17 protein-coding genes are annotated in these 19,480 nt (G+C 61.8%); 9 read left to right on the top strand and 8 right to left on the bottom strand.

Features of this window, described 5'->3' with window-relative positions; all coding sequences use genetic code 11:
- The first annotated feature begins 127 nt into the window (after positions 1–127).
- Positions 128–550 (top strand): Hsp20/alpha crystallin family protein, encoded by a 423-nt coding sequence (locus tag MAIT1_RS14845; protein WP_085444347.1) that lies wholly within the window; start codon positions 128–130, stop codon positions 548–550.
- A 374-nt stretch (positions 551–924) separates the two neighbouring features.
- Here MAIT1_RS14845 and MAIT1_RS22075 read toward each other — a convergent pair whose 3' ends face one another.
- Positions 925–1,881: a lytic transglycosylase domain-containing protein gene (locus MAIT1_RS22075; protein WP_198947910.1), complete on the bottom strand. Its 957-nt coding sequence runs from the start codon at positions 1,879–1,881 to the stop codon at positions 925–927.
- 204 nt (positions 1,882–2,085) lie between these two features.
- On the opposite strand from MAIT1_RS22075, the gene MAIT1_RS14835 reads away from it, so the two are divergent.
- A complete protein-coding gene (locus tag MAIT1_RS14835) occupies positions 2,086–2,649 on the top strand; it encodes an O-acetyl-ADP-ribose deacetylase (RefSeq protein ID WP_085444346.1) in 564 nt (187 codons plus the stop codon).
- Here the strand turns inward: MAIT1_RS14835 and MAIT1_RS14830 are convergent.
- On the bottom strand, positions 2,639–3,001 hold the full coding sequence (locus tag MAIT1_RS14830) for a cytochrome c (RefSeq protein ID WP_143814867.1): 363 nt from the start codon (positions 2,999–3,001) through the stop codon (positions 2,639–2,641). The two genes, MAIT1_RS14835 and MAIT1_RS14830, sit on opposite strands and share 11 nt — an antisense overlap.
- Positions 3,002–3,050: 49 nt before the next feature.
- Between MAIT1_RS14830 and MAIT1_RS14825 the strand changes: the two genes are divergently transcribed.
- On the top strand, positions 3,051–4,010 hold the full coding sequence (locus MAIT1_RS14825) for a ketopantoate reductase family protein (RefSeq protein WP_085444344.1): 960 nt from the start codon (positions 3,051–3,053) through the stop codon (positions 4,008–4,010).
- 21 nt (positions 4,011–4,031) lie between these two features.
- On the opposite strand, the gene MAIT1_RS14820 is transcribed toward MAIT1_RS14825, so the two are convergent.
- Together MAIT1_RS14820 and MAIT1_RS14815 are read right to left on the bottom strand one after the other, a co-directional pair.
- A complete protein-coding gene (locus tag MAIT1_RS14820; RefSeq protein WP_085444343.1) occupies positions 4,032–4,235 on the bottom strand; it encodes a hypothetical protein in 204 nt (67 codons plus the stop codon).
- Positions 4,236–4,587: 352 nt separating this feature from the next.
- Positions 4,588–5,838, bottom strand: a complete 1,251-nt coding sequence (locus MAIT1_RS14815; RefSeq protein ID WP_158089528.1) for a heme NO-binding domain-containing protein — start codon at positions 5,836–5,838, stop codon at positions 4,588–4,590.
- Positions 5,839–6,080: 242 nt separating this feature from the next.
- On the opposite strand from MAIT1_RS14815, the gene MAIT1_RS14810 reads away from it, so the two are divergent.
- The 3 genes from MAIT1_RS14810 to MAIT1_RS14800 are packed head-to-tail and all read left to right on the top strand — an operon-like array spanning position 6,081 to position 9,973.
- Positions 6,081–8,303, top strand: a complete 2,223-nt coding sequence (locus MAIT1_RS14810) for a type I secretion system permease/ATPase (RefSeq protein WP_085444341.1) — start codon at positions 6,081–6,083, stop codon at positions 8,301–8,303.
- Positions 8,300–9,619 (top strand): HlyD family type I secretion periplasmic adaptor subunit, encoded by a 1,320-nt coding sequence (locus tag MAIT1_RS14805; RefSeq protein ID WP_085444340.1) that lies wholly within the window; start codon positions 8,300–8,302, stop codon positions 9,617–9,619. Before MAIT1_RS14810 ends, MAIT1_RS14805 begins: the two co-directional genes overlap by 4 nt.
- A 24-nt stretch (positions 9,620–9,643) precedes the next feature.
- Positions 9,644–9,973 (top strand): thioredoxin family protein, encoded by a 330-nt coding sequence (locus MAIT1_RS14800; RefSeq protein ID WP_085444339.1) that lies wholly within the window; start codon positions 9,644–9,646, stop codon positions 9,971–9,973.
- 53 nt (positions 9,974–10,026) lie between these two features.
- Here the strand turns inward: MAIT1_RS14800 and MAIT1_RS14795 are convergent, their stop codons facing one another.
- On the bottom strand, positions 10,027–12,366 hold the full coding sequence (locus MAIT1_RS14795; RefSeq protein ID WP_085444338.1) for an ATP-binding protein: 2,340 nt from the start codon (positions 12,364–12,366) through the stop codon (positions 10,027–10,029).
- Positions 12,363–13,241, bottom strand: coding sequence for a phosphate/phosphite/phosphonate ABC transporter substrate-binding protein (locus MAIT1_RS14790; protein ID WP_143814866.1), 879 nt, complete (start codon positions 13,239–13,241; stop codon positions 12,363–12,365). Before MAIT1_RS14790 ends, MAIT1_RS14795 begins: the two co-directional genes overlap by 4 nt.
- 501 nt (positions 13,242–13,742) lie before the next feature.
- On the opposite strand from MAIT1_RS14790, the gene MAIT1_RS14785 reads away from it, so the two are divergent.
- The 3 genes from MAIT1_RS14785 to MAIT1_RS14775 all read left to right on the top strand — a co-directional run bounded on the left by MAIT1_RS14785 (position 13,743) and on the right by MAIT1_RS14775 (position 17,912).
- Positions 13,743–14,840, top strand: coding sequence for a TIGR03032 family protein (locus tag MAIT1_RS14785; RefSeq protein ID WP_085444336.1), 1,098 nt, complete (start codon positions 13,743–13,745; stop codon positions 14,838–14,840).
- A gap of 124 nt (positions 14,841–14,964) precedes the next feature.
- On the top strand, positions 14,965–16,464 hold the full coding sequence (locus tag MAIT1_RS14780; protein ID WP_158089527.1) for a TolC family outer membrane protein: 1,500 nt from the start codon (positions 14,965–14,967) through the stop codon (positions 16,462–16,464).
- A gap of 692 nt (positions 16,465–17,156) precedes the next feature.
- Complete coding sequence (locus MAIT1_RS14775) at positions 17,157–17,912, top strand: response regulator (RefSeq protein ID WP_085444334.1); 756 nt, start codon at positions 17,157–17,159, stop codon at positions 17,910–17,912.
- 44 nt (positions 17,913–17,956) lie between these two features.
- On the opposite strand, the gene MAIT1_RS14770 is transcribed toward MAIT1_RS14775, so the two are convergent.
- Positions 17,957–18,901 (bottom strand): response regulator, encoded by a 945-nt coding sequence (locus MAIT1_RS14770; RefSeq protein WP_158089526.1) that lies wholly within the window; start codon positions 18,899–18,901, stop codon positions 17,957–17,959.
- 411 nt (positions 18,902–19,312) lie between these two features.
- The gene (locus MAIT1_RS21885) at positions 19,313–19,480 is read right to left on the bottom strand and encodes a hypothetical protein (RefSeq protein ID WP_158089525.1); all 168 of its coding nucleotides are present in this window, start codon (positions 19,478–19,480) and stop codon (positions 19,313–19,315) included.

Below are 19,480 nucleotides of genomic sequence, written 5' to 3'. Positions count from 1 at the left end.
TTGCCCATCGGGGAAAAAAATTCGCCGCCCCCCTTGCGCCCAATCCAAAGACTCCCCATATGCAGCTTGAAGCGCTTCAACGGTTTGTTAAACATCACACTTATCTTGAAGCAACAGGAGCCGAACCATGTCTTTGATCAGCTTTGACCCGTTTGCCGAACTGCGCGCTTTCAACCGTGAGTTTGATCGCGCCTTCGCCGCCAACGCCAAGCGCCGCGCCGAATTCGAAGCGCCGCTGGACATTATCGAAAATGAGCAGGCGGTGGCGATCCTTGTCGACCTGCCGGGGGTGGAGAAAGAGGCGATCCAGATCAATCTGGAGGAGGAGACCCTCACCATCGCCGCCGAACGCAAAGCCCCGGAGTTGCCGGAGAAGACCCAGATGCGTCTGAATGAGCGGCCCTGGGGCCAGTTTCAGCGCGCGTTTCGTCTGCCGCGCGGCCTCGACGCCCAGCGCATCGAGGCGGAGTTCGCCCATGGCGTGCTCACCATCACCATCCCCCGCGCCGAGCAAGCCAAAGCCCGCGCGATTCCGGTCACGGCGCACTAAGCGCCGCCCCTCTTCCCCCTGCGGCGGGTTCGAACGCCAATTCGGCCCGCCGCGCCCATTCCCGCCAGAGCACAGAGCAACCAATGTTTGCATGACGCAGGTGGAGCTTGCACTGACTATTGGCCGCCGACTGGTCGGCGGCGGGGTCTGGGGGCCGCGCCCCCAGCGGGTGTGGGCGGAGCCCACGGTGTGGTTGTTGATCTTGGGAGCTCGAGGGCAAAGCCCTCGATATCTTTCCACGCCAAAACCAACACTATCCAAATTAGAATTTGACCAAAAAAAACGCCGCACGGGAACGATCCTCCGTGCGGCGTCGAAAACGGCTTGCTCCTGCAGCGGAGAGTTTCAGCCGTTAAACGGGTGCGCGCGCTGACTTAAGCCAGCATCGTCGCATTGCTGTATTGATAGTTCTCCGGGGCCACCAGGCGGTCGATTTTGGCGATGTACTCGCGGGTCTCAGCGGGCATGCGCTCGGGCTGACGCTCCAGATTGCCCATCCCCCAGTTGTAGGCCGCCAGCGCCAGATCCACCTCGCCCTGATAGCGATTGACCAGATTCTTCAGATAGCGCGCCCCGGCCATAACGTTCTGTTCGGGATTGAACGGATCGGTCACCCCCAACTCGCGCGCAGTGGCGGGCATCAACTGCATCAACCCTTTGGCTCCCTTGGCGGAGACCGCTTTGGGGTCGAATCCGCTCTCGGTCTGAATCACCGCGCGCAGCAAGTCGGCGTCCAAGCCGGTGGCGTCAGCGGCCTTGGCGATGAGCTTGGCGTAGGGCGCGTCGCCATCGGCGCTGTTTTGCGCCACAACAGCTTGACGGTTGCGCGCCACCAGCGCCGCCACCGCCTGTTCAATCTCCTGACGCATCCCTTGCGCCTGCTCCTGGGTCATCAGATTGGTCAACGCCCCCTGCGCGGGGGGTCCGGCCAGGCGCTCGGCCACAATGCGGGCGGGCGCGGGAATCACCGGCGCCGCAGACTCTTCCGGCGTTTTCGTCACAGCGGCAACAGGCGCCGCCGTGCTGGCCGCCTTGGGCTGGGACGCGCCCTCGGCCACTTGCCGTGGCGTCGCGGCAGGGTGTTCGGCATCGCCAAACCACGCCTCCTGCGCGCTGGTCAGCGCCGAGCGCACCCAACGCAGCAGATAGGCCACCACCGGCTTATCCAGCACATTGGGGTCCACGTTGCTCCACTGCGCATCGGCATCGCGCAGAGCGGATTCAAAATCGCCGTGATACTCCGCCGCGCCGCTGTCCGCAGCGCCGCCGGTCACACTCATTTTGTGCGCGGCGGCGTGCAGCGGGGGCGGTGATAAGGGGATCGCTTTCATCGCGCGCTCCTCTTTAGGTTGCCCGTTATTCAGATTGCGCGATGCAAAGCGGTTTGCATTGCGCTTGACGCCCACAAGCAGGCGTTATCTGACAGGAAGCAAACAAAGGGCCAATACGGAATCAGAGGCAAAGCGCTTGTCCCCTGGGCGCATCGGCGAGACAATGGCCACAGCGTGGCGACACAGCCCAACGGAGAGTGAGATATGCGGAAAAACAGGGGGATCATTCGCGTCGAACAGGTCGACATCACCACATTGCGGGTGGACGCCATCGTCAACGCCGCCAACCGCGCGCTGTTGGGCGGCGGCGGCGTGGATGGCGCGATTCACCGCGCAGGGGGACTGGCCATCCTACGCGCTTGCGAGGCGCTGCGCGCCGAGCGCTACCCTGACGGCCTGCCCATCGGCGAAGCGGTGGCCACCCCTGGCGGCGAGTTGCCCGCACGCTGGGTGATCCACACCGTGGGCCCGGTCTATGATCAAGACCGCAACGCCGAGGCGCTGCTGGCGGCGTGCTACCGCAACAGTCTGCACTGCGCGCGGGAGTTGAATGCACGGACGGTGGCGTTCCCCGCCATCAGCACCGGCGTGTACGGCTACCCTAAAGGCGACGCCGCCCAGGTAGCGGTGCGCGCGTGCGCGCAGTGGATTGGGGACAATCCTGACGCACTGCTGGGGCCAGACGCGCTGGAGGGGATCATCCTGGTCGCCTTCAGCGCCGCCGATGCGCACACCCTCCAGCAGGCGCTGGATGCGGTTACTTGGTGAGGTGGTAGAATTCGGTGTTGAGGTACTCGGTCACCATCGCCTCATCCTCCGGGAACCAACCGGTGTTGAGCTGATTGGCGCAGAAGGAGACCATGGCCGCCATGGCTTTTATGTCGTTCTTTTTGCGGTCGGTCCGAGTGAAGATTTTGGTGGCGTCGCCGCCGAAGCGCGCGGCGTGACAGCCGGTCATGCAGCCCTCTGCATAGAGCGCCTTACCCTGGGCGACGCTGTCCGAAGAGCCGGATGCGGCGTCTTCGGCGCGCAACTGCGTGGCGCCCAGGGCCAACAGCGCGGTGGCCGCCAACAGGCTCAACACTGGCGTCGCGCGACGCCCCATGCGATTCTGACTCATCACATTCACTCCCATCCGTTGCATCCAATCCGTTAACTGGAACAGAGCCATGACTGCACAAGATCCTGCCAACGCCCCCGCTTCCGCCCCCCGCATTCTGGTGGTGGGCAGCGGAGCCGTGGGCGGTTTCTACGGGGCCAAGCTGGCCGAGGCCGGGGCCGAAGTCTCACTGCTGTGCCGCTCCGACTTTGACGTCGTGCGCACGCAAGGCCTGCATATTGATGACCTGGGGAAACCGCGACAGTTCATTCCGCATCGGGTCATCAACGACATCGCCGACTACCCCGGCTGGCCCGATTATATGCTGGTGGCCCTCAAAGCGCTGCCGGAAATCGACGTCGCAACAATGGTCGCGCCCAAAATGGGGCCGACGACCACAATCCTGCTCATACAGAACGGCATTGAGACCGAAATTCCGTTGGCCGAAGCGTTTCCAGACAACGAATTACTCAGCGCCCTGGCCTTCATCTGTGTCAGCCGCACCGCACCTGGTTGCATCGCCCGCACCGATTATGGCCGCTTGGCCATGGGACGCTATCCCAATGGGGTCTCCGAGCGCGCCCAAACGTTGGGAAAACTGTTCGAAGCGGCGGGAGTGCCCTGTGCGGTGACCGACAACGTGGCGCGAGCGCGTTGGCGCAAACTGGTGTGGAACGCCCCGTTCAACCCGATCTCCGTGCTCAGCGGCGGTAGCGACACCCTGCAGATGCTCGAACATACGCCCACGGAGAAGTTGATTGAAGCGGTGATGTGGGAGGTGCTGGCCATCGCCGAGGCGGCGGGGTGTCCGCTCAAGCCGGAGGTGGTGGCGAAGAATCTCGCCGACACCCGCAAGATGGTTCCCTACAAAACCAGTATGCTGTTGGATTTCGAGGCCGGACGGCCTCTGGAGGTGGAGGCGATTCTGGGCAATGCGTTGCGTCGCGCCGAAGCGCTGGGGATCGCTGCGCCGCACATGGCGTCGCTGCATGGACTACTCAGCCTGCTGGACGCCAATAATCGCCGCTGACACAGCGGCGAACAGAGGGGATCAGGTGGTTAAAAACGACAGCGCGTGGCCGAACAGGATCAGCATGACGCCGAAGGCCAAACCCAGATAGACCGCCGCCAGCACTTTGACGAGCACGCCACGAGCTTGACGCCACGCCGCAGAGCCGTTGGCTTCGGCGGCTTGCGCCACCGCCTCGCCGCTCAGGACCACCGGCGACAATCTCTTCACATCGCTACTCAACATCGATTGGCTCCCTCCCCTGCGTGTGATCAGGCGCAGCGCCGTGGGGTCTCCACAACGCAAGCCGGATCCGGCATCCCTGCCCAGGCCATCGACGCGCTCCTTGCGTCCGTTTCACTCTGATGAGCCCCAAAGCGGCGCTCCAAACAAGCAAAACAGACGCAAACCATGCGCCAAAACTGGCGTCATTGCGTAATTTACTCCAAACCCCAGACCACACGCCAGGGATTTTGCGCAGAAAAATATGTGAACAGGGAATCACAGCGTCCCGGAACAGGACGATATCTTACGGCATCCGCAACAGCTTAGAGCGCCACGCCCAGAAGTGGCGCAGCGCAAGAGCAGCGCGCAGATATCAAATGGCGCTGTTCAAATAGGGCTCCACATCCTCGCGCCGCTCCTCAATAAAGCGCGCCACCAACTGCAGAGCGTGCGGCTCCACATGGGCAAACACCACGCGGATGTTCCACCCCTTCTTGCGCCGCTCCACGCTGAGCAGATTGCCGTCGGCGATGAAGTACTGATCCTGCGCCCCGCGCTTATTGGATTTGGGCGGATTGCGCAGCGGCAGCAGACACCCCATCACCAGGTCCAGGAACAGATCCTCCTGCCCCAGTTTTGAGTCGGGCGGAATCTCCAGCGACGCCCCGGAGCTGGAGATATTCACCAGCACGCCCTGGAATTTGCGCCCTTCGATCTGAAAGTGCGCGCGCACCGGCAGAGCGGGCTCCACCCGCATCTCCTGACGCATGCCCACCGCGCCATCGGCCAACCGAATGCCGTTGAGCAGCGCCATGCCGCGGCTGTTATCCACCCGATGCACATTGGCGCTCATGCCCACATTCATGTGCCCCACCGACATGTGGGTCTTACCCTCGCGCCGCATGACGCTGAGCAGATCGCGCCCGGCCTGCACGGTCAGCTCCTGTTCGGAGAACTCCACCACCCGCCCCACGCCCTCAAACGGCACTCCCTGCACCGTATTGAAGAAGCGAATATCCTCGCCGCGCGAACGCACCAGCTCAAACTCCCGCGGCACATCCACAAAGCGGGTCAGGGTGGGATCGTCGATGAACACATTGATGCGGCACAAACGCCCGGAGACATCCGCCACCGGCGGCTCCCAAATCTTCAGCCGCTCCACAAAGTGACTGGCGAGGCCGCGCACCACCCCGCGCACCAACGGGCACAGACGCCGCGCGGAGATATAGGCGATGGCCACTTCGCTGTGTTTCAGGCGCAGAGTGCGGATATCGGGGGGGACAAAATCGGGAAACTGCTGGCGGATGCTGCCATGGATGATGGCTTTGACGTTCTCCAGCACATCCATGCTGCGCCACTCGGGTTTGATCACCCCCATGGCCGAGGCCATCTCCATCAGTCCGGGCACCAGAAATTCGCCGAACTGCTCCAGCAGATCATCCCGTGACGCGTTCTCCAGCTTGCACAGCGCATCCAACATGGCGTCGAACAGCGCATCATCAAAAAAACGATCCGGGGAGAAGGCTTCCACGCAGCCGGCGGACATCTCCAGCTCCTCCCAGTTCACCTCCGGGAAGATCTCTTCAATGAACTCCTCAAGGGCCAGAAAAATGATTCCGTGCATCACCACATCCCGGAGAAAATGACTCATCACCTGCAAGACGTCGTCAAATGAACGCCTTACGCTCTTTTGCAAGAGAGAAGAAACCTCAGTCTAACGCCAACGTCCCGCCTCGCCAAGCCTCCGCCGCTTGCCCTGCCGTCCATCCCCATGCATTCTGGGCGCCCGGCTGCGAAAATCGCGCTGCGCACGCGCCGGAACAAGCTGGATTCCATCTGAGTATTCATAGGACTCTATAACCTCCCATGTCGCCCGACGCCGCTACTGATAACGCCGCCGCCAGCGGCTGGAGCCTGCCACAAACCGAACCGGAGTCGGTGGCTGATCCGTTGCTGGCGGGCCTGCTACTGTTGGCGCGCCACTGGGGACGGCCCGCCACGCCGCAAGCGCTGTGCGCCGGACTGCCGCTGGAGGATGGTCGCCTGACGCCCATGCTGTGTCTGCGCGCCGCCGAGCGCGCTGGACTGGCGGCGCGCTGGAGCCAGCGCGATCTGGATGAGTTGGAGAGCGGCTATCTGCCCGCCCTGCTGCTGCTCACTGAGCGCCGCGCGGCGGTGCTGACCGGTTGGGATGAAAACGGCCAGCAGGCGCAATTGCAGTGGCCCGAAGAGGCGGGCGGCATGCGCCCCATGGCGCGGGCGGAGTTGGAAGAGATCTACAGCGGCCGCGCGCTGCTGTGCGCCCCCCTGCCCGAACGCACCGCCGTCCCCGAAGCCGACGACGACGCGCCTCAACGGCACTGGTTCTGGGGCGCGCTGCGGCGCTTCTGGCCGCTCTACGCCGAGACCGCCGCCGCCTCCATGATGATCAATCTGCTGGCCCTGGCCAGTCCGCTGTTCATCATGAACGTCTACGACCGCGTGGTGCCCAACCAGGCCATGGAGACCCTATGGGTGCTGGCCATCGGCGCCGCATTGGCGTTCGGCTTTGACTTTCTGCTGCGCACCCTGCGCGGCTATTTCCTCGATCTGGCCGGCAAACGCGCCGACCTGCTCATGGCCTCCAAGTTGGCCGAACAGACCTTGGGGCTGCCGCTGGCCAATCTGCCCCCCTCCACCGGCGGACTGGCGCGCACGCTGCAGGATTTCGAACCCCTGCGCGACTTCTTCGCCTCGGCCACCCTGGCCACCCTCATCGACCTGCCGTTTGCCATTCTGTTTGTGGGCGTCATCTGGCTGCTGGGCGGCGATATCGCCCTGATCCCGGCGCTGATGATTCCGCTGGTGATTCTCATCGGCTTTCTGCTGCAGCGTCCGCTGGCCCGCGCCGCCCGCGCCGCCCACAGCGAAGCGGCGCGCAAACACGCAGTGCTGGTGGAGGCCATCGGCGGACTGGAAACCATCAAGACGCTGGGCGCGGAAGGACGCATGCAGCGCCAGTGGGAGCGCAGCGTCAGCCACGCCGCTCAAGTCGGCGCCAAAACCCGCAACATCGGCTCCTTGGCGGTGCACCTGGCGCTGGTGGCGCAACAGCTCTCCACCATCGCCCTGGTGGTGATGGGGGTGGGGCGCATCGCCGAAGGCGCCATGAGCATGGGCGCGCTCATCGCCTGCACCATCCTCAGCGGCCGCGCACTGGCCCCGCTGGCGCAGATCGCCGGGATTCTGACCCGCTTTGAACAGTCGTCGGTGTCGTTGGAGCAACTCAACCGCATCATGTCGCTGCCCAATGAGCGCCCCGCCGAGCGGCGCTACATCAGCCGCCCCGCGTTGAGCGGCGCCATCGCCCTGGAGAACGTTCGCTTCGCCTACCCCGGACAGAAGTTCGACGCCCTGAGCGACATCACCCTCTCCATTGCGCCCGGGGAACGGGTGGGCTTTCTGGGGCGTATGGGCTCAGGCAAAAGCACCCTGTTCCGGCTACTGCTGGGGCTGTATGAACCACAAGCGGGCGCGGTGCGGCTGGACGGCGCGGATCTGCGCCAGATCGATCCAGCCGATGCGCGCCGTCAGATGGGCTACGCGCCCCAGGAGCCGCTGCTGTTTGTGGGCTCCCTGCGCGAAAATATCGCCTGGGGCGCGCCCCAGGCCGATGACGCCCGTGTGCTGCACGTGGCCGAACTGGCGGGGGTGAGTCAATTCGCCCAGCGCCACCCCATGGGGCTGGAGGCGCCGGTGGGCGAGCGCGGCGCTGGTCTCTCCGGCGGTCAGCGGCAAGCGGTGTCGTTGGCGCGGGCGCTGATACACGACCCGCCCATGCTGCTGCTGGATGAACCCACCAGCAGCATGGACAGCGCCTCGGAAGCTCACGTCAAACGCAGCATCGCCGCCCTGCCGCCGGGCCGCACGCTATTGCTGGCCACCCATCGCGCCTCCCTGCTCACCCTGGTGGATCGCCTGGTGATTCTGGATGAGGGGCGCATCATCGCCGATGGCCCCAAGGAACAAGTGTTGCGGCAACTGCAGTCGGGCGCTCTACCCCTGAGTTCGGCCAACGGCGCACAACCCGCCGTGGGAGGCGCGGCATGAGCGAGTGGCGCGATCAGGAGTTCCTCTCCCCCGCCGCCCAGGCGCGCCGCACCGACGCCCCGTGGGCCGGTCATGCGTTGCTGGCGGTGGTGGGGCTGCTGTTTGTCACCTTCATCGTGTGGGCCTCCCTGGCGGAGCTGGATGAGGTGACTCGCGCCGAAGGGCGGGTGATCCCCACCGGTCAGGCGCGGGTGGTGCAGTCGTTGGAGCCGGGCATCCTCAGCGAATTGTTGGTCAAAGAGGGCGATCTGGTGGAGGCCGGGCAGGTGCTATTGCGCATCGACGACACCCAGTCCCGCGCCAGCTTCCAGGAGAATGCGGTGGCGCGCGGCGCGTTGTCGGCCAAGATCGCCCGTCTGCGCGCCGAGGCCGAGGGCGCGAAAAGCTTCCAACCGCCGCCGGAGATCACTGAAAAGATGCCCGACGTGGCCGCAGGTGAAGCGCGGCTGTTCGCCACCCGTCAGAACGCCCTCAAAGCGGTGCTGGAGAGTCGGCGACAGAAGGTGGAGCAGCGCCGTCAGGAGATGGCCGAACTGCGCGCCACCCTGTCGCGGCTGGAGGCGAGTCTGAAGCTGGCCCGTGAGGAGTTGGACATCACCGCGCCACTGGTGAAGAAAGGCGTGATGTCGCAGGTGGAGCTGATCCGCCTCAAGCGGGAGGTGAGCGATCTGGATGGGGAACGCAAAGCCACCACCCACGCCATCTCCCGTCTGGAGGCGGCGTTGGCGGAGTCCCGTAGCGGCGTGGAAGAGGCGATTCTCAATTTCCGCGCCCAAGCCCGCGCCGAGCTGGCCGACGCCCTGGGCGAACGGGCGCAGATTCAGGAGTCGGTGAGCGCGTTGCAGGATCGCGTCACCCGCGCCGAGCTGCGCTCGCCGGTGCGCGGGGTGGTGCTGCGCATCGCCGTCAACACCATTGGTCAGGTGACGCCGTCGGGGGCGGATCTGGTGGAGATCACGCCGCTGGAGGAGTCGCTGCTGGTAGAGGCGCGGGTTAACCCCAAGGATATCGGCTTTTTGCGTCCCGGCCTGCCCGCCATGGTCAAATTCTCCGCCTATGACTACGCCATCTACGGCGGGCTGCAAGGGGAGTTGACCCGCATCAGCGCCGACTCCATCACCAGCGCCGATGGCGAACGCTATTACCAGATTCAGGCGCGCACCGAGCGCACCGCCCTGGGGAGCGACTCCGCGCCGCTCGCCATCATCCCCGGCATGGCCGCCACCGTAGAGCTGGTCACCGGGCGCAAGAGCGTGCTGGACTATCTGCTCAAACCGATTCTGCGCGCGCGCAACGTGGCGCTGCGCGAACGCTGATCGCTTTCCATATGTGAGGCCGTCATGGTGATCGATGTCGCAGAGGATCAATTCAGCGCGCTCATTCTGAAGCAGAGCCAGCCATTGATTCTGCAATTTTGGGCCGAGTGGTGCGGCAACAGCCGCAAGATGATCCCCATCTACGCCGCCGTGGCCGAGCAGCTACAAGAGCGTGTATTGGCCTATCGACTCAATATCGACCACAACCCCACCGTTCCGCGTCAATATGGCATTCGTGGCGTGCCGGTGTTTATGATTATGCATCAGGGGCGGATTCTGGACACCCACACGGGGGTGATGGAGGAAGGGGAGTTTGCAGCGTGGATTCAGCGCCATTTGCCAGCGGCGGGATAGCGTGGGTTTTCCAGGTAGCCGCCGACTGGTCGGCGGCCAACTTTACCCCCTGCTCAATCCGCCGCCCATTGCGCAATCGCTTCCAGCAACGTGTTTTTCTTCAGCGGCTTGGTCAGATGACCGTCACATCCCATGGCCAAGCTGCGTTGCCGATCCGACTCCATGGCGTGGGCGCTCAGGACAATAATGGGCATCCGGGCTCGTCCGCACGCCTGCTCCCATTCGCGAATCGCGCGGGTGGCGGTGTAGCCATCCATCACCGGCATCTGTAGATCCATCAGCACCAGATCAAACTCAACGGACTTCACCTGCGCAACCGTCTCGGCGCCATTTTCCGCCAAACTGAGGGAATGTGGCGTCTGTTTCAAATACGCCTGCACCAACATGCGGTTCTCCGGCGAGTCCTCCGCCAAGAGAATGCGCAGCCCCTGCTGAATTTCATCATCGCAGGAGAGCTGAGTTGGCGGGCGCTCAATTTCTTCGGGTTCTACGGGATTTTCAGAAACTTGAACCGGCAGAGTAAAAGCAAACTCACTCCCCTGCCCCACCTGACTCTGCACCGTCAGACGCCCGCCCATAAGCTCCACCAATTGGCGGGAGATGGAGAGGCCCAAACCGCTGCCGCCAAACTGGCGCGTAATGCTGGAATCGGCCTGGGTAAACGTCTCAAAAATCGAGTCGTACTGATGCTGTTCAATGCCAATGCCGGTATCCGTCACACTCACCCGCAATGTTGGCTGGCCAACACCATCAACACAACCCAGACGCACATCAATACGACCACGCTCCGTGAACTTGATTGCATTGCCAATCAAGTTCACCAACACTTGGCGCAAGCGCCCGCCATCGCCAAGAACCCAACCCGGCGCATGGGGATCACAGCTCAAGGCAAACGCCAACCCTTTGCGCTGCGCAGCCACCGCCATCACCTCGCAGGTCTCCTCCAACAGATGCTTGGGTGAGATCGGCGCCAGGTTTAACGCCAACATCCCTGCTTCAATGCGCGAAAGATCGAGAATGGCGTTGATCAGATCCAGCAGCGTCTCGCCCCCTTTCTGCAACAGATCCACGTAATGCATCCGTTCCAGGGGGTCCCCGCTCTCCTTGAGCAGATCCGTCACGCCAATGATCACGTTGAGCGGCGTGCGGATCTCATGACTCATGGTGGCGAGGAACTCGCTCTTGGCTTGGTTGGCGATCTCCGCCTGCTCTTTGGATAGACGCAACTCCTGCTCAAAACGGCGTTGCGCGGTGACATCATGGGCCAGCCCTTCCACCGCAATGACCGCGCCCGCATCATCAAACACTGGGTTCTCTGACACCTCAAGCACCACCGGCTCGCCATTTTTGTGTCGCACTTCAATCAGATAACTGGGTTGCGCTCGTCCGGCGATACTGCCTTCCGTGTGCGTTATGGCGTTTTCATTGATGGGGTTATCGGTCAAATACTCTGTGTAGTGGGTCATAAACTCCTTGGCGTCATACCCCAAAACGGTACGCACCGAAGGCGTGATATAGGTAAAATTACCTTCCAGATCATGCGCATACAGGAAGTATTCGTGCTCCAATGACTCCACCAATCGACGGAACTTCTCTTCGCTGGCGCCAAGGGCGGCATTGGCTCCGGTCAAATTGAGGTGCGCCTTGCGCAGTGCGTTCTCCTCCTCTTCCAACGCATCGAGCATACGATTGAGTCCGCCAGCCAACTGTCCCAACTCATCAGGACGATTGGACTCGGCGCGGAGACTCCGCCCCCCATGTCGCGTAGCCTCGGTCACCGCCAGCAGGTCATAAAGCGTTTTGGTCAAGCCGCGCGCCATGAACAGAGCAAACAACGCCCCCACCACGATGGCGAACGCGGTGTACAACAGCCCCTCGACAGTCACGACGCGCAGCCCTTGACTACTCCGCTCCTGCCCCAGGCTGACGCGGGCCCAGCCCACCTGCCGCTGCCCAGCGATGATGGGCGCAGCAACATCAATGACGCGCAGATCCACCATCAAATGAATCGACGCGCTGGGCGCATTGAGCAGTTTCAAACTCACCGCATCTGCCACATAGCGTCCGGTCAAATCCTTGTTGGTGTGCCCCAACACCTTGCCATCGAGATCCAACACCATGGCGTAGCGCAACTCCGGATAGGCGCCCATGCCGCGCAGCACCTCCTCCAGGCCGATAAAATCCCGGGCCAGCACCCATGAGCGGCTGCTGGCTGCCAAAGCGCGGCTCAAGCTGGACGCCTGCTCCACCGCCTGCTCATGCAGAAAGGCGCGCTGACGCGCCACCAGATCGAAAATGAACAGGGACATCATCACCGCATGCACCAAGGCGATACCCAGCATCAACTGACGCCGCAGGGAAGAGAACCAGAATTGTCGCGCCCAGGCGATCATTGCTGACCTCGAATCGGCCGCAGTTCGCGGGAAAAGCGTTGCAGAAACGCCACCACCGGCTGATAGGCGTCGGCATCGGCGGCTTCAAAGCGGGACAGCTCCATGGGCTCCAGAATGGCCCGCCCCTGTGGATTCGTATGCAGCGCAAACAGTAACTCACCCACCCGCCGCACCAACTCCTGCGGCGTATCCATTCGCGCCACCAAACCGTTATTGGGCAGCGGCGGCGTGCGCCACTTCACCTCCAACTCCGCCGCCACGTCTGGGCGCTCTTTGGCGAATGCGCGCCACGGCGGCGGCCAGGTGGCGCCGGCCGCGCTCTCCCCCAGATAGACATTCATCATAGAGGACTCCTGCGAGCCGACGTAACGGTTGTCGATCTCCTTCATCACGTCCACGCCATGACTGAAGAGGAACCATTGCGGCATCATGGTCGCGGCCAGCGCCGTGGGCGCCGGATAGCTCACCACACGCCCCTTGAGATCCGCCGGTTCGTGAATGCCGCTATCCTTGCGCACAAGAATGATGCCGCGAAAATTCTCATCGTCGCCCATTTTGCCAAAGACACGATAACCATGCTTGAGCGAAGCGACGGTTTGATAGGGGTTGGGCAACGCCAAATGGAAGTGACCGCCAAACAGCTTCTTATCATAAGCGGCATAGTTGCGGGACGCCTCCAAGACAAGGCGGCTTCCCTCAAGACGGGCGTTCAGGTAGTCGACCAAGGGCTGGTAAACGGCAAACAGTCGCGCCGGATTGTGCAGAGGATGCACGCCAAAAATATATTGCGGCGTCTTGCGTGGCGACTGATCGCTGAACTGCGGCGCATAGGGCGCTTGCTGTTCATCCTGGCAACCCGCGACGAACGCCAGCATGCAACACACAGCGCCCAGAACCAGTCTTCTGACTGCATCGGGGCATAGACGTCGGGTTCCGTCTCTCAACGCCATTCTCCTTGCAATGGACATTTTGCAAACACTCATTTTTTATAATAATTAATCAATATTATAACCTGCCCATTCAATAGCGCGCAGAGCCCACAGACGCATACGCGGCTCCAGACACAGTCTCTCAAATTCTCGTAATGAATTCCATCAATCGGTTAATAACGCTGCTCGGACGTCGCGACCATGGGGGGGTTTGCCCCAGCAACCATAAGCCGATGACGTACGCACTCAGCAAAGAGGGAGAACATCTGGCCAAGAGTCCAACCACACGTTCTGCAGAGCACGCCAGGCGCTGGCGGATCATGGTTGCGACGCCGGGGGGAGTTGAAATCCCTTTTCCTCCGTTCTAAACCCCGGCAATGTAGGGCGGTTCACATGAGATGTTCCATTTTGAGTGCGAAATCCCCACTGGGAGAGCCTGAACGCGCCATGAGCCAATCCGACGCCACCCCCCTCCCCAACACCGAGCCCGCCACACCGCCCTTGAGCGTGCGCGCATCGCCCGGCTTTGCCGCCTGGATGGCGCAACAGGGCGTAGGACTGGCCTTCACAACGTATCAGTCGGGCAAATTGTTTCTGCTGGGCGGATCAGCGGATGGGCGACTGTCGGTGTTTGAACGCACCTTTGAGCACTGTATGGGGCTGTGCGCCCACAACGATAGCCTGGTGATGAGCAGCAAGTGGCAGATCTGGCGCTTCGACAACGTCTTGACGCCGGATCAAAACCATAACGGCTACGATCGCCTCTATCTGCCCACCCAAGCCTACACCACCGGCAACGTCGACACTCACGATATCGGGGTTGACGCCCAGGGCCGCATTCTATTCGTCAACACCCTGTTCAACTGTCTGAGCGCCGCCGCGCCGGGTTACAGTTTCGTCCCCCTGTGGCGCCCGCCCTTTGTCTCCGGTTTCGCCGCCGAGGATCGCTGTCACCTCAATGGCATGGCGCTGCGCGACGGCGCCCCTCGCTACGTCACCATGGTCGCAAACAGCGACCACAGGGATGGCTGGCGCGACCACCGCGCCGATGGCGGCCTACTGATGGACATCACCACAAATCAGATACTTCTCGACGGGCTCTCCATGCCCCACTCGCCGCGGGTCTATGATGGCCACATCTGGCTGCTCAACTCCGGTCGCGGCGAATTACAGCGCATCCCGCTGACAGGCGGCGCAGGCGAGTCAGTCGCCCCACTGCCCGGCTATGGCCGCGGCTTGACCTTCGTTGGGCGCCACGCTGTGGTGGGGCTCTCCAAGGCGCGCCGCGACAAAGCTTTCAGCGGTCTACCGCTGGACGACATCCTGGCGCAGCGCGGCACGCCGCCCCAGTGCGGCCTGGCGGTGATCGACATCGATCGTGGACAGATGGCGCATCAGTTGCTAATAGAAGGCGTGGTGAGCGAGCTGTATGACGTCATTGCTCTGCCCGGCGCGCGCCGCCCCATGGCGGTGGGACTGCTCAGCGATGAGATTCATCACATCTTGCGCATTGGCGCCGAAGCGCCACAAAACGGACCGTTCTAAGCCTGCAAAAGCCGCTTTTCGCTCGCGATGAACACCACTTATCGTGTATTCTGATATTTTGATACATACCCTTTCGGTCACGCTCGCGCCTGCGCGCGGGAACCCAAATGGAATGCCCGACATTATGCGAGTTCTCCGTCACCCCGCCGCCCGTCTGACCGCACAAACGCCCCAACCCTGCATGCGCCCCAAGCGCCTGCTGCTGGCCAGCGCCGCGATACTGCTGGCCAGCGCCGCGCCAGTTCATGCCGAGAGCTTGACGGAAGCGTTGCGCGCCACGCTACAGACCAACCCGGAGATCCGCTCCGCTTTGGAGAATCGTCAAGCCAGCGAGCAGTTGGCGCTGCAAGCCTCAGGCGCGCGCCTGCCCACCGTGGACGTCACCGCCGATTACGGCAAAGAGGCCAGCGACAACACCACCACGCGCGGTCTGTCGGAAGGCACCTACACACTCACACGCGGCGACTCCGCCGTCACCATCACCCAGCCGCTGTTCGACGGCTTTGCCGCCCAGCATGATATTTCACGGGCGGAGAAGACGCTGGAGTCTTCGGATTACGCCTATCAGCGCACCGCTGAAGCAGTCGGCATGACCGCGGTGGAGGCCTATCTGGAGGCGCTCAAACAGCGCAAACTGCGCAAGCTGGCTGAAGAGAACATCGCCCTGCACCAGGAGATCCTGGATAAGGTCAAAGCCAAGGCCGAGGGCGGCGCCGGTAACGAAGCCGACGTGCAGCAGACCCAGAGCCGTCTGGCGTTGGCGCAAGCCACCCTGTCCGCCATTGACGGCGCTCTGCGCATCGCCGACGCCCGCTATGAGCGCATCGTCGGCCACCCGCCCCAGGATCTGCAGGAACCGACCCTGGACGCCGAAGCGCTGCCCAAGGCGCTGGATCAGGCCATCAAAGCGGCCACCACAGAGCATCCGGCCATCGTTGGCGCCGGTCTTGACGTGGCGGCGGCGCAATCCAATTATGAGAACGCCCTGTCAGCCTTCATGCCCACGGTCAATCTGGAGTTGGCCTACAGCAACAACGCCAACGTCAGCGGCACGCGGGGCTACGCCAAGGCGCTCTCGGCGCTGGTGAAGCTCTCCTACAATCTCTATAACGGCGGACGTGACGAAGGGGTGCGGCATGAACGCGCCAACCGCGTCAACCAGAGCCGCGAAGCCCTGGAAGTGGCGCGTCGCTCCACCCAGGAGGCGGTGGTGGTGGCGTGGGAGAGCCTGGCCATGGCGCAGGAGCGCGTTGCGCTGCTGGAGAAGCAGGTTCAAGTGAGCCAGGATGTGGTCAAAGCCTACGCCGACCAGTTCAAACTGGGCAAACGCACCCTGCTGGATCTGCTCAATGGCGAAAACGAGCTGTATACCGCCAAGACCAGCTACACCTCAGAAAAATTCGCCTTCATGACAGCGCACTACCGGCTGTGGAATAGCCTCGGCGTATTGCGCGACGCGCTGGATGCGCCACTGCCCGAACGTCCCGCCGCCGCCAAACGCCACACCGTGCTGGAGACCTTCCTGCGACGCGGCCTCGATCAGCTGAAAACCTTGCCGGGCAAAGGTGTGGAGCAGGTCAAAAGCCTTGGCGACTGGGGGCAAGGCGTCATTCAAGGAAAATAAGCGCGCCAGATCTTATAGTCGCTAGCATTCAAAAGTGCACATATGGGCGCTGAAAGATATCGAGGGCTCCGCCCTCGAGCTCCCAAGATCAAAATCCAAACCGTGGGCGCTGCCCACACCCGCTTAAGGGTCTCAGACCCTTAAAGAAGCCCGACAAATTTCCGTTGGAAATTTGTCTCATAGTCAGCGCAAGACCTAGCAGTGTCACGCAAACATAGAGCGCTTTGGATTTGTGTCATTCTGGATTCAAGCGGCTATAAACGCTGGAAAGCCGAATCTCCGCGCCACAAAAATTAAGGGCCCGCAGCTAACGCCGCGGGCCCTTTATTCTTGGAAAATGTCAGGAAATTCATGCACCCGGCTGGCTTTATTCGCCTCAGGACCGACAACCGGCACAGGATAATCCCGTGTGACCCCAGAATCGCCGACCCCCTCCAGACGGGGAGGAATATTCAGATTCGAGCGGTTCGCCCCAATCGACGATTCACACTATACGCTATGGATGTAAATAATCTTCGCTCGTGTTGTTAATCCATGCGGAATAGTTGTTAATTTTATGTTAATCTCAATTCCAAGATCAGATTACGCTAATAGTTGAATTTAAAAAAATATGCACAACTTTCTGTAATCATTAAATTTCCGCACCAAAAATCACACGGCGTTGCGTTGGACTTTGGCAAGGAAAATCACCGATGAGCCAGAAGCACCATATTCTCGTGGTAGAGGATGACCCCACCTCCCGAGAACTACTGAGCGGCTATTTTGTCAACGCAGGTTACAGCGTGACGCAAGCCCATGACGAATCCAGCATGAAAAACGTCATGGCCAAACAGAACATTGACGTGATCCTGCTGGATATCGGGCTGCCAGGGCGCGATGGCCTCGAATTGACGCGCGAAGTCCGCGCGCGCTCCGAAGTTGGGATCATTCTGGTGTCCTCGCGCGGCGATGATGTGGACCGCATTATCGGACTGGAGATCGGCGCCGATGATTACGTGGTCAAACCCTTCAACGAACGGGAGCTGCTGGCGCGGGTCAAGAGTCTGCTGCGCCGCATCGACGCCATCAAACAGGCCACACGTGAGGATGAGCCCTCCGCAGTCTACCGCTTCGCTTCCTGGACGCTGGACCCCGCCACCCGCAAAGCAGTGAGCGCGGAGCAGGGTGAGCAGACGCTGACCAACGGCGAATACCGCCTCCTGCTGGCGTTTCTCAATCGCAGCGGTCGTGCGCTGAGCCGTGACCAACTGCTCGACGCAGTGAGCAGCCGCGAATGGTCTCCCAACGACCGCACCATCGACGTCATGGTCAACCGCCTACGCCGCAAGCTGGAGCAGGATCCGGCCAGACCGCAACTGTTCATCACCGTTCACGGCGTAGGATATCAGTTCACTGCGCAAGTGGAGAAGCTCTCCCCAGGCGACCCCTTAACCGCGTCGACCTCTTAAAGCGCCTACAGGACGGACCGAACTCCACACCAGGGTTGCGGGCGTCACCCCTGCTCGTCCAACCAGAGCTGTGCTTGCGCCATTGAGCGAGCGCACAGATCCTGCGCTGTGTGCGCCCGCCCACACACCGTTTGGGTTCGCCCCTGCTGCAACAGATTCTCCTGCCCCCGCGCCCATTGCGAAAGCGCCAGGAATCCCATCTGCCCAGCGGACCCAGCCAACCGATGGTAGGCCGCTTCCGCCGCAGGCCAATCCCCATGCGCCAGGCTCTCCTGCGCGCGTTCAAGAAGTTGCTTGGCGTTATCGGCGAACTTGGGCAGCAAGCCCGCCGTGCGTTCGCGCCCCAGAGCTTGCTGTGCCGTCATCAATCGCTCCGCGTCAAACAACGCCGCCGCAACAGGCTCCGCCTCTGTGGCAAGTTCAACTGCGCCGGGCCCTTGATCCACTTGCCGCGGATGCGCATCACGCTGCGCGCGGGCTTGCATCGCCTGCGCCACAATCTGACCAATGCGCTCGGCATTCGCCCCAGGCGGCGCCCAGCCATCGCCATCGACTCCCGCCAACGCCTCGTCGTTCTGAGAACCCAAAATCACCACGGGAACATTGGCGCGGGCGGCATCCCCCATGGCCCGCACCCGACGCACGCACTCTGCTGTGGAGAGACCAGCCAGATCCCGATCCAGGATCACCACATCAAACAGCGCCTCGTGACAACAGCGCAGCGCCTCCATACCATCCCTGGCGCTGGTGACCAAACACCCGGACTGCTCAAGAGTGGACGCCACTGCGCCATACTCTGACTCCGCGCCAATCACCACCAGCGCCTCAGAGCCCAGCAGATCCTCCGTCCAATTCGTGGCGTCCGGCGGCTCCGGCTGCGGCGCAGACTCCTGCCGCCGCGTAAACCAATGTGCGACGCCAACGCCGAGCCACAGGACAACGCCCACCCCCCAGGACCAGAAATCCCCCGCCCCCGTCTCTGTACTCATCGCCATCCAGACAGCCCACACGCCCAAAGCGACCCATAACACAGGAAACAGACTTCCAACCCTCACGGTTTCACTCCTCCAGCGCACGCTTTGACATTGGCTGTAAGACATATTTTGTGTCATATGACTCAATTTCACATATTATTGCATGGCATATGACATACTGACACAAATAGGAACTGTTTGCACTTTCACATGGCGCCGAAAGTGTATTAAGATTTCGTAATATTTGCCATAAAATGCGAACTTTGTGCTAATTTCGCGCTCTCAGAATGAAAGGGCCGACCCCTTATGAACTTTACCAATCTGAAAGTCAGCACCCGGATTCTTCTTCTGGTCGCCATCCCCGTTTTATTGATGCTGCTGATTGGCATTTGGCTTGTTTTACAAAACAACCGCCATGTCAGCAGCTTACAGCACAACCTTGATGTCGAATTGCAATTGGTCAATCTCGCCAAAGGGATGAAAGTCGACGCCATCCAGGTTCAGCAATGGTACCAGGATATCGCCGCCACCCGCGGCCAGGATGGCCTTGATGACGGTTTCAAGGAAGCGCAAGCCTCTGCCGCAAACTTTCAC

This window comes from Magnetofaba australis IT-1, from assembly GCF_002109495.1.
GTDB classification, from domain to species: domain Bacteria; phylum Pseudomonadota; class Magnetococcia; order Magnetococcales; family Magnetococcaceae; genus Magnetofaba; species Magnetofaba australis.
Note: the sequence above shows the minus strand (reverse complement) of the source record. Positions and strands in the feature narration are given on the sequence as shown.

Coding starts and splice junctions, on each gene's coding strand:
- MAIT1_RS14780 (WP_158089527.1), top strand. CDS start 14,965: ATGCGAGTTCTCCGTCACCCCGCCGCCCGTCTGACCGCACAAACGCCC.
- MAIT1_RS14815 (WP_158089528.1), bottom strand. CDS start 5,838: ATGCACGGAATCATTTTTCTGGCCCTTGAGGAGTTCATTGAAGAGATC.
- MAIT1_RS14770 (WP_158089526.1), bottom strand. CDS start 18,901: ATGAGTACAGAGACGGGGGCGGGGGATTTCTGGTCCTGGGGGGTGGGC.
- MAIT1_RS14820 (WP_085444343.1), bottom strand. CDS start 4,235: ATGTTGAGTAGCGATGTGAAGAGATTGTCGCCGGTGGTCCTGAGCGGC.
- MAIT1_RS14800 (WP_085444339.1), top strand. CDS start 9,644: ATGGTGATCGATGTCGCAGAGGATCAATTCAGCGCGCTCATTCTGAAG.
- MAIT1_RS14805 (WP_085444340.1), top strand. CDS start 8,300: ATGAGCGAGTGGCGCGATCAGGAGTTCCTCTCCCCCGCCGCCCAGGCG.
- MAIT1_RS14830 (WP_143814867.1), bottom strand. CDS start 3,001: ATGAGTCAGAATCGCATGGGGCGTCGCGCGACGCCAGTGTTGAGCCTG.
- MAIT1_RS14795 (WP_085444338.1), bottom strand. CDS start 12,366: ATGATCGCCTGGGCGCGACAATTCTGGTTCTCTTCCCTGCGGCGTCAG.
- MAIT1_RS14790 (WP_143814866.1), bottom strand. CDS start 13,241: ATGCTGGCGTTCGTCGCGGGTTGCCAGGATGAACAGCAAGCGCCCTAT.
- MAIT1_RS14835 (WP_085444346.1), top strand. CDS start 2,086: ATGCGGAAAAACAGGGGGATCATTCGCGTCGAACAGGTCGACATCACC.
- MAIT1_RS14785 (WP_085444336.1), top strand. CDS start 13,743: ATGAGCCAATCCGACGCCACCCCCCTCCCCAACACCGAGCCCGCCACA.
- MAIT1_RS22075 (WP_198947910.1), bottom strand. CDS start 1,881: ATGAAAGCGATCCCCTTATCACCGCCCCCGCTGCACGCCGCCGCGCAC.
- MAIT1_RS14775 (WP_085444334.1), top strand. CDS start 17,157: ATGAGCCAGAAGCACCATATTCTCGTGGTAGAGGATGACCCCACCTCC.
- MAIT1_RS14825 (WP_085444344.1), top strand. CDS start 3,051: ATGACTGCACAAGATCCTGCCAACGCCCCCGCTTCCGCCCCCCGCATT.
- MAIT1_RS14845 (WP_085444347.1), top strand. CDS start 128: ATGTCTTTGATCAGCTTTGACCCGTTTGCCGAACTGCGCGCTTTCAAC.
- MAIT1_RS14810 (WP_085444341.1), top strand. CDS start 6,081: ATGTCGCCCGACGCCGCTACTGATAACGCCGCCGCCAGCGGCTGGAGC.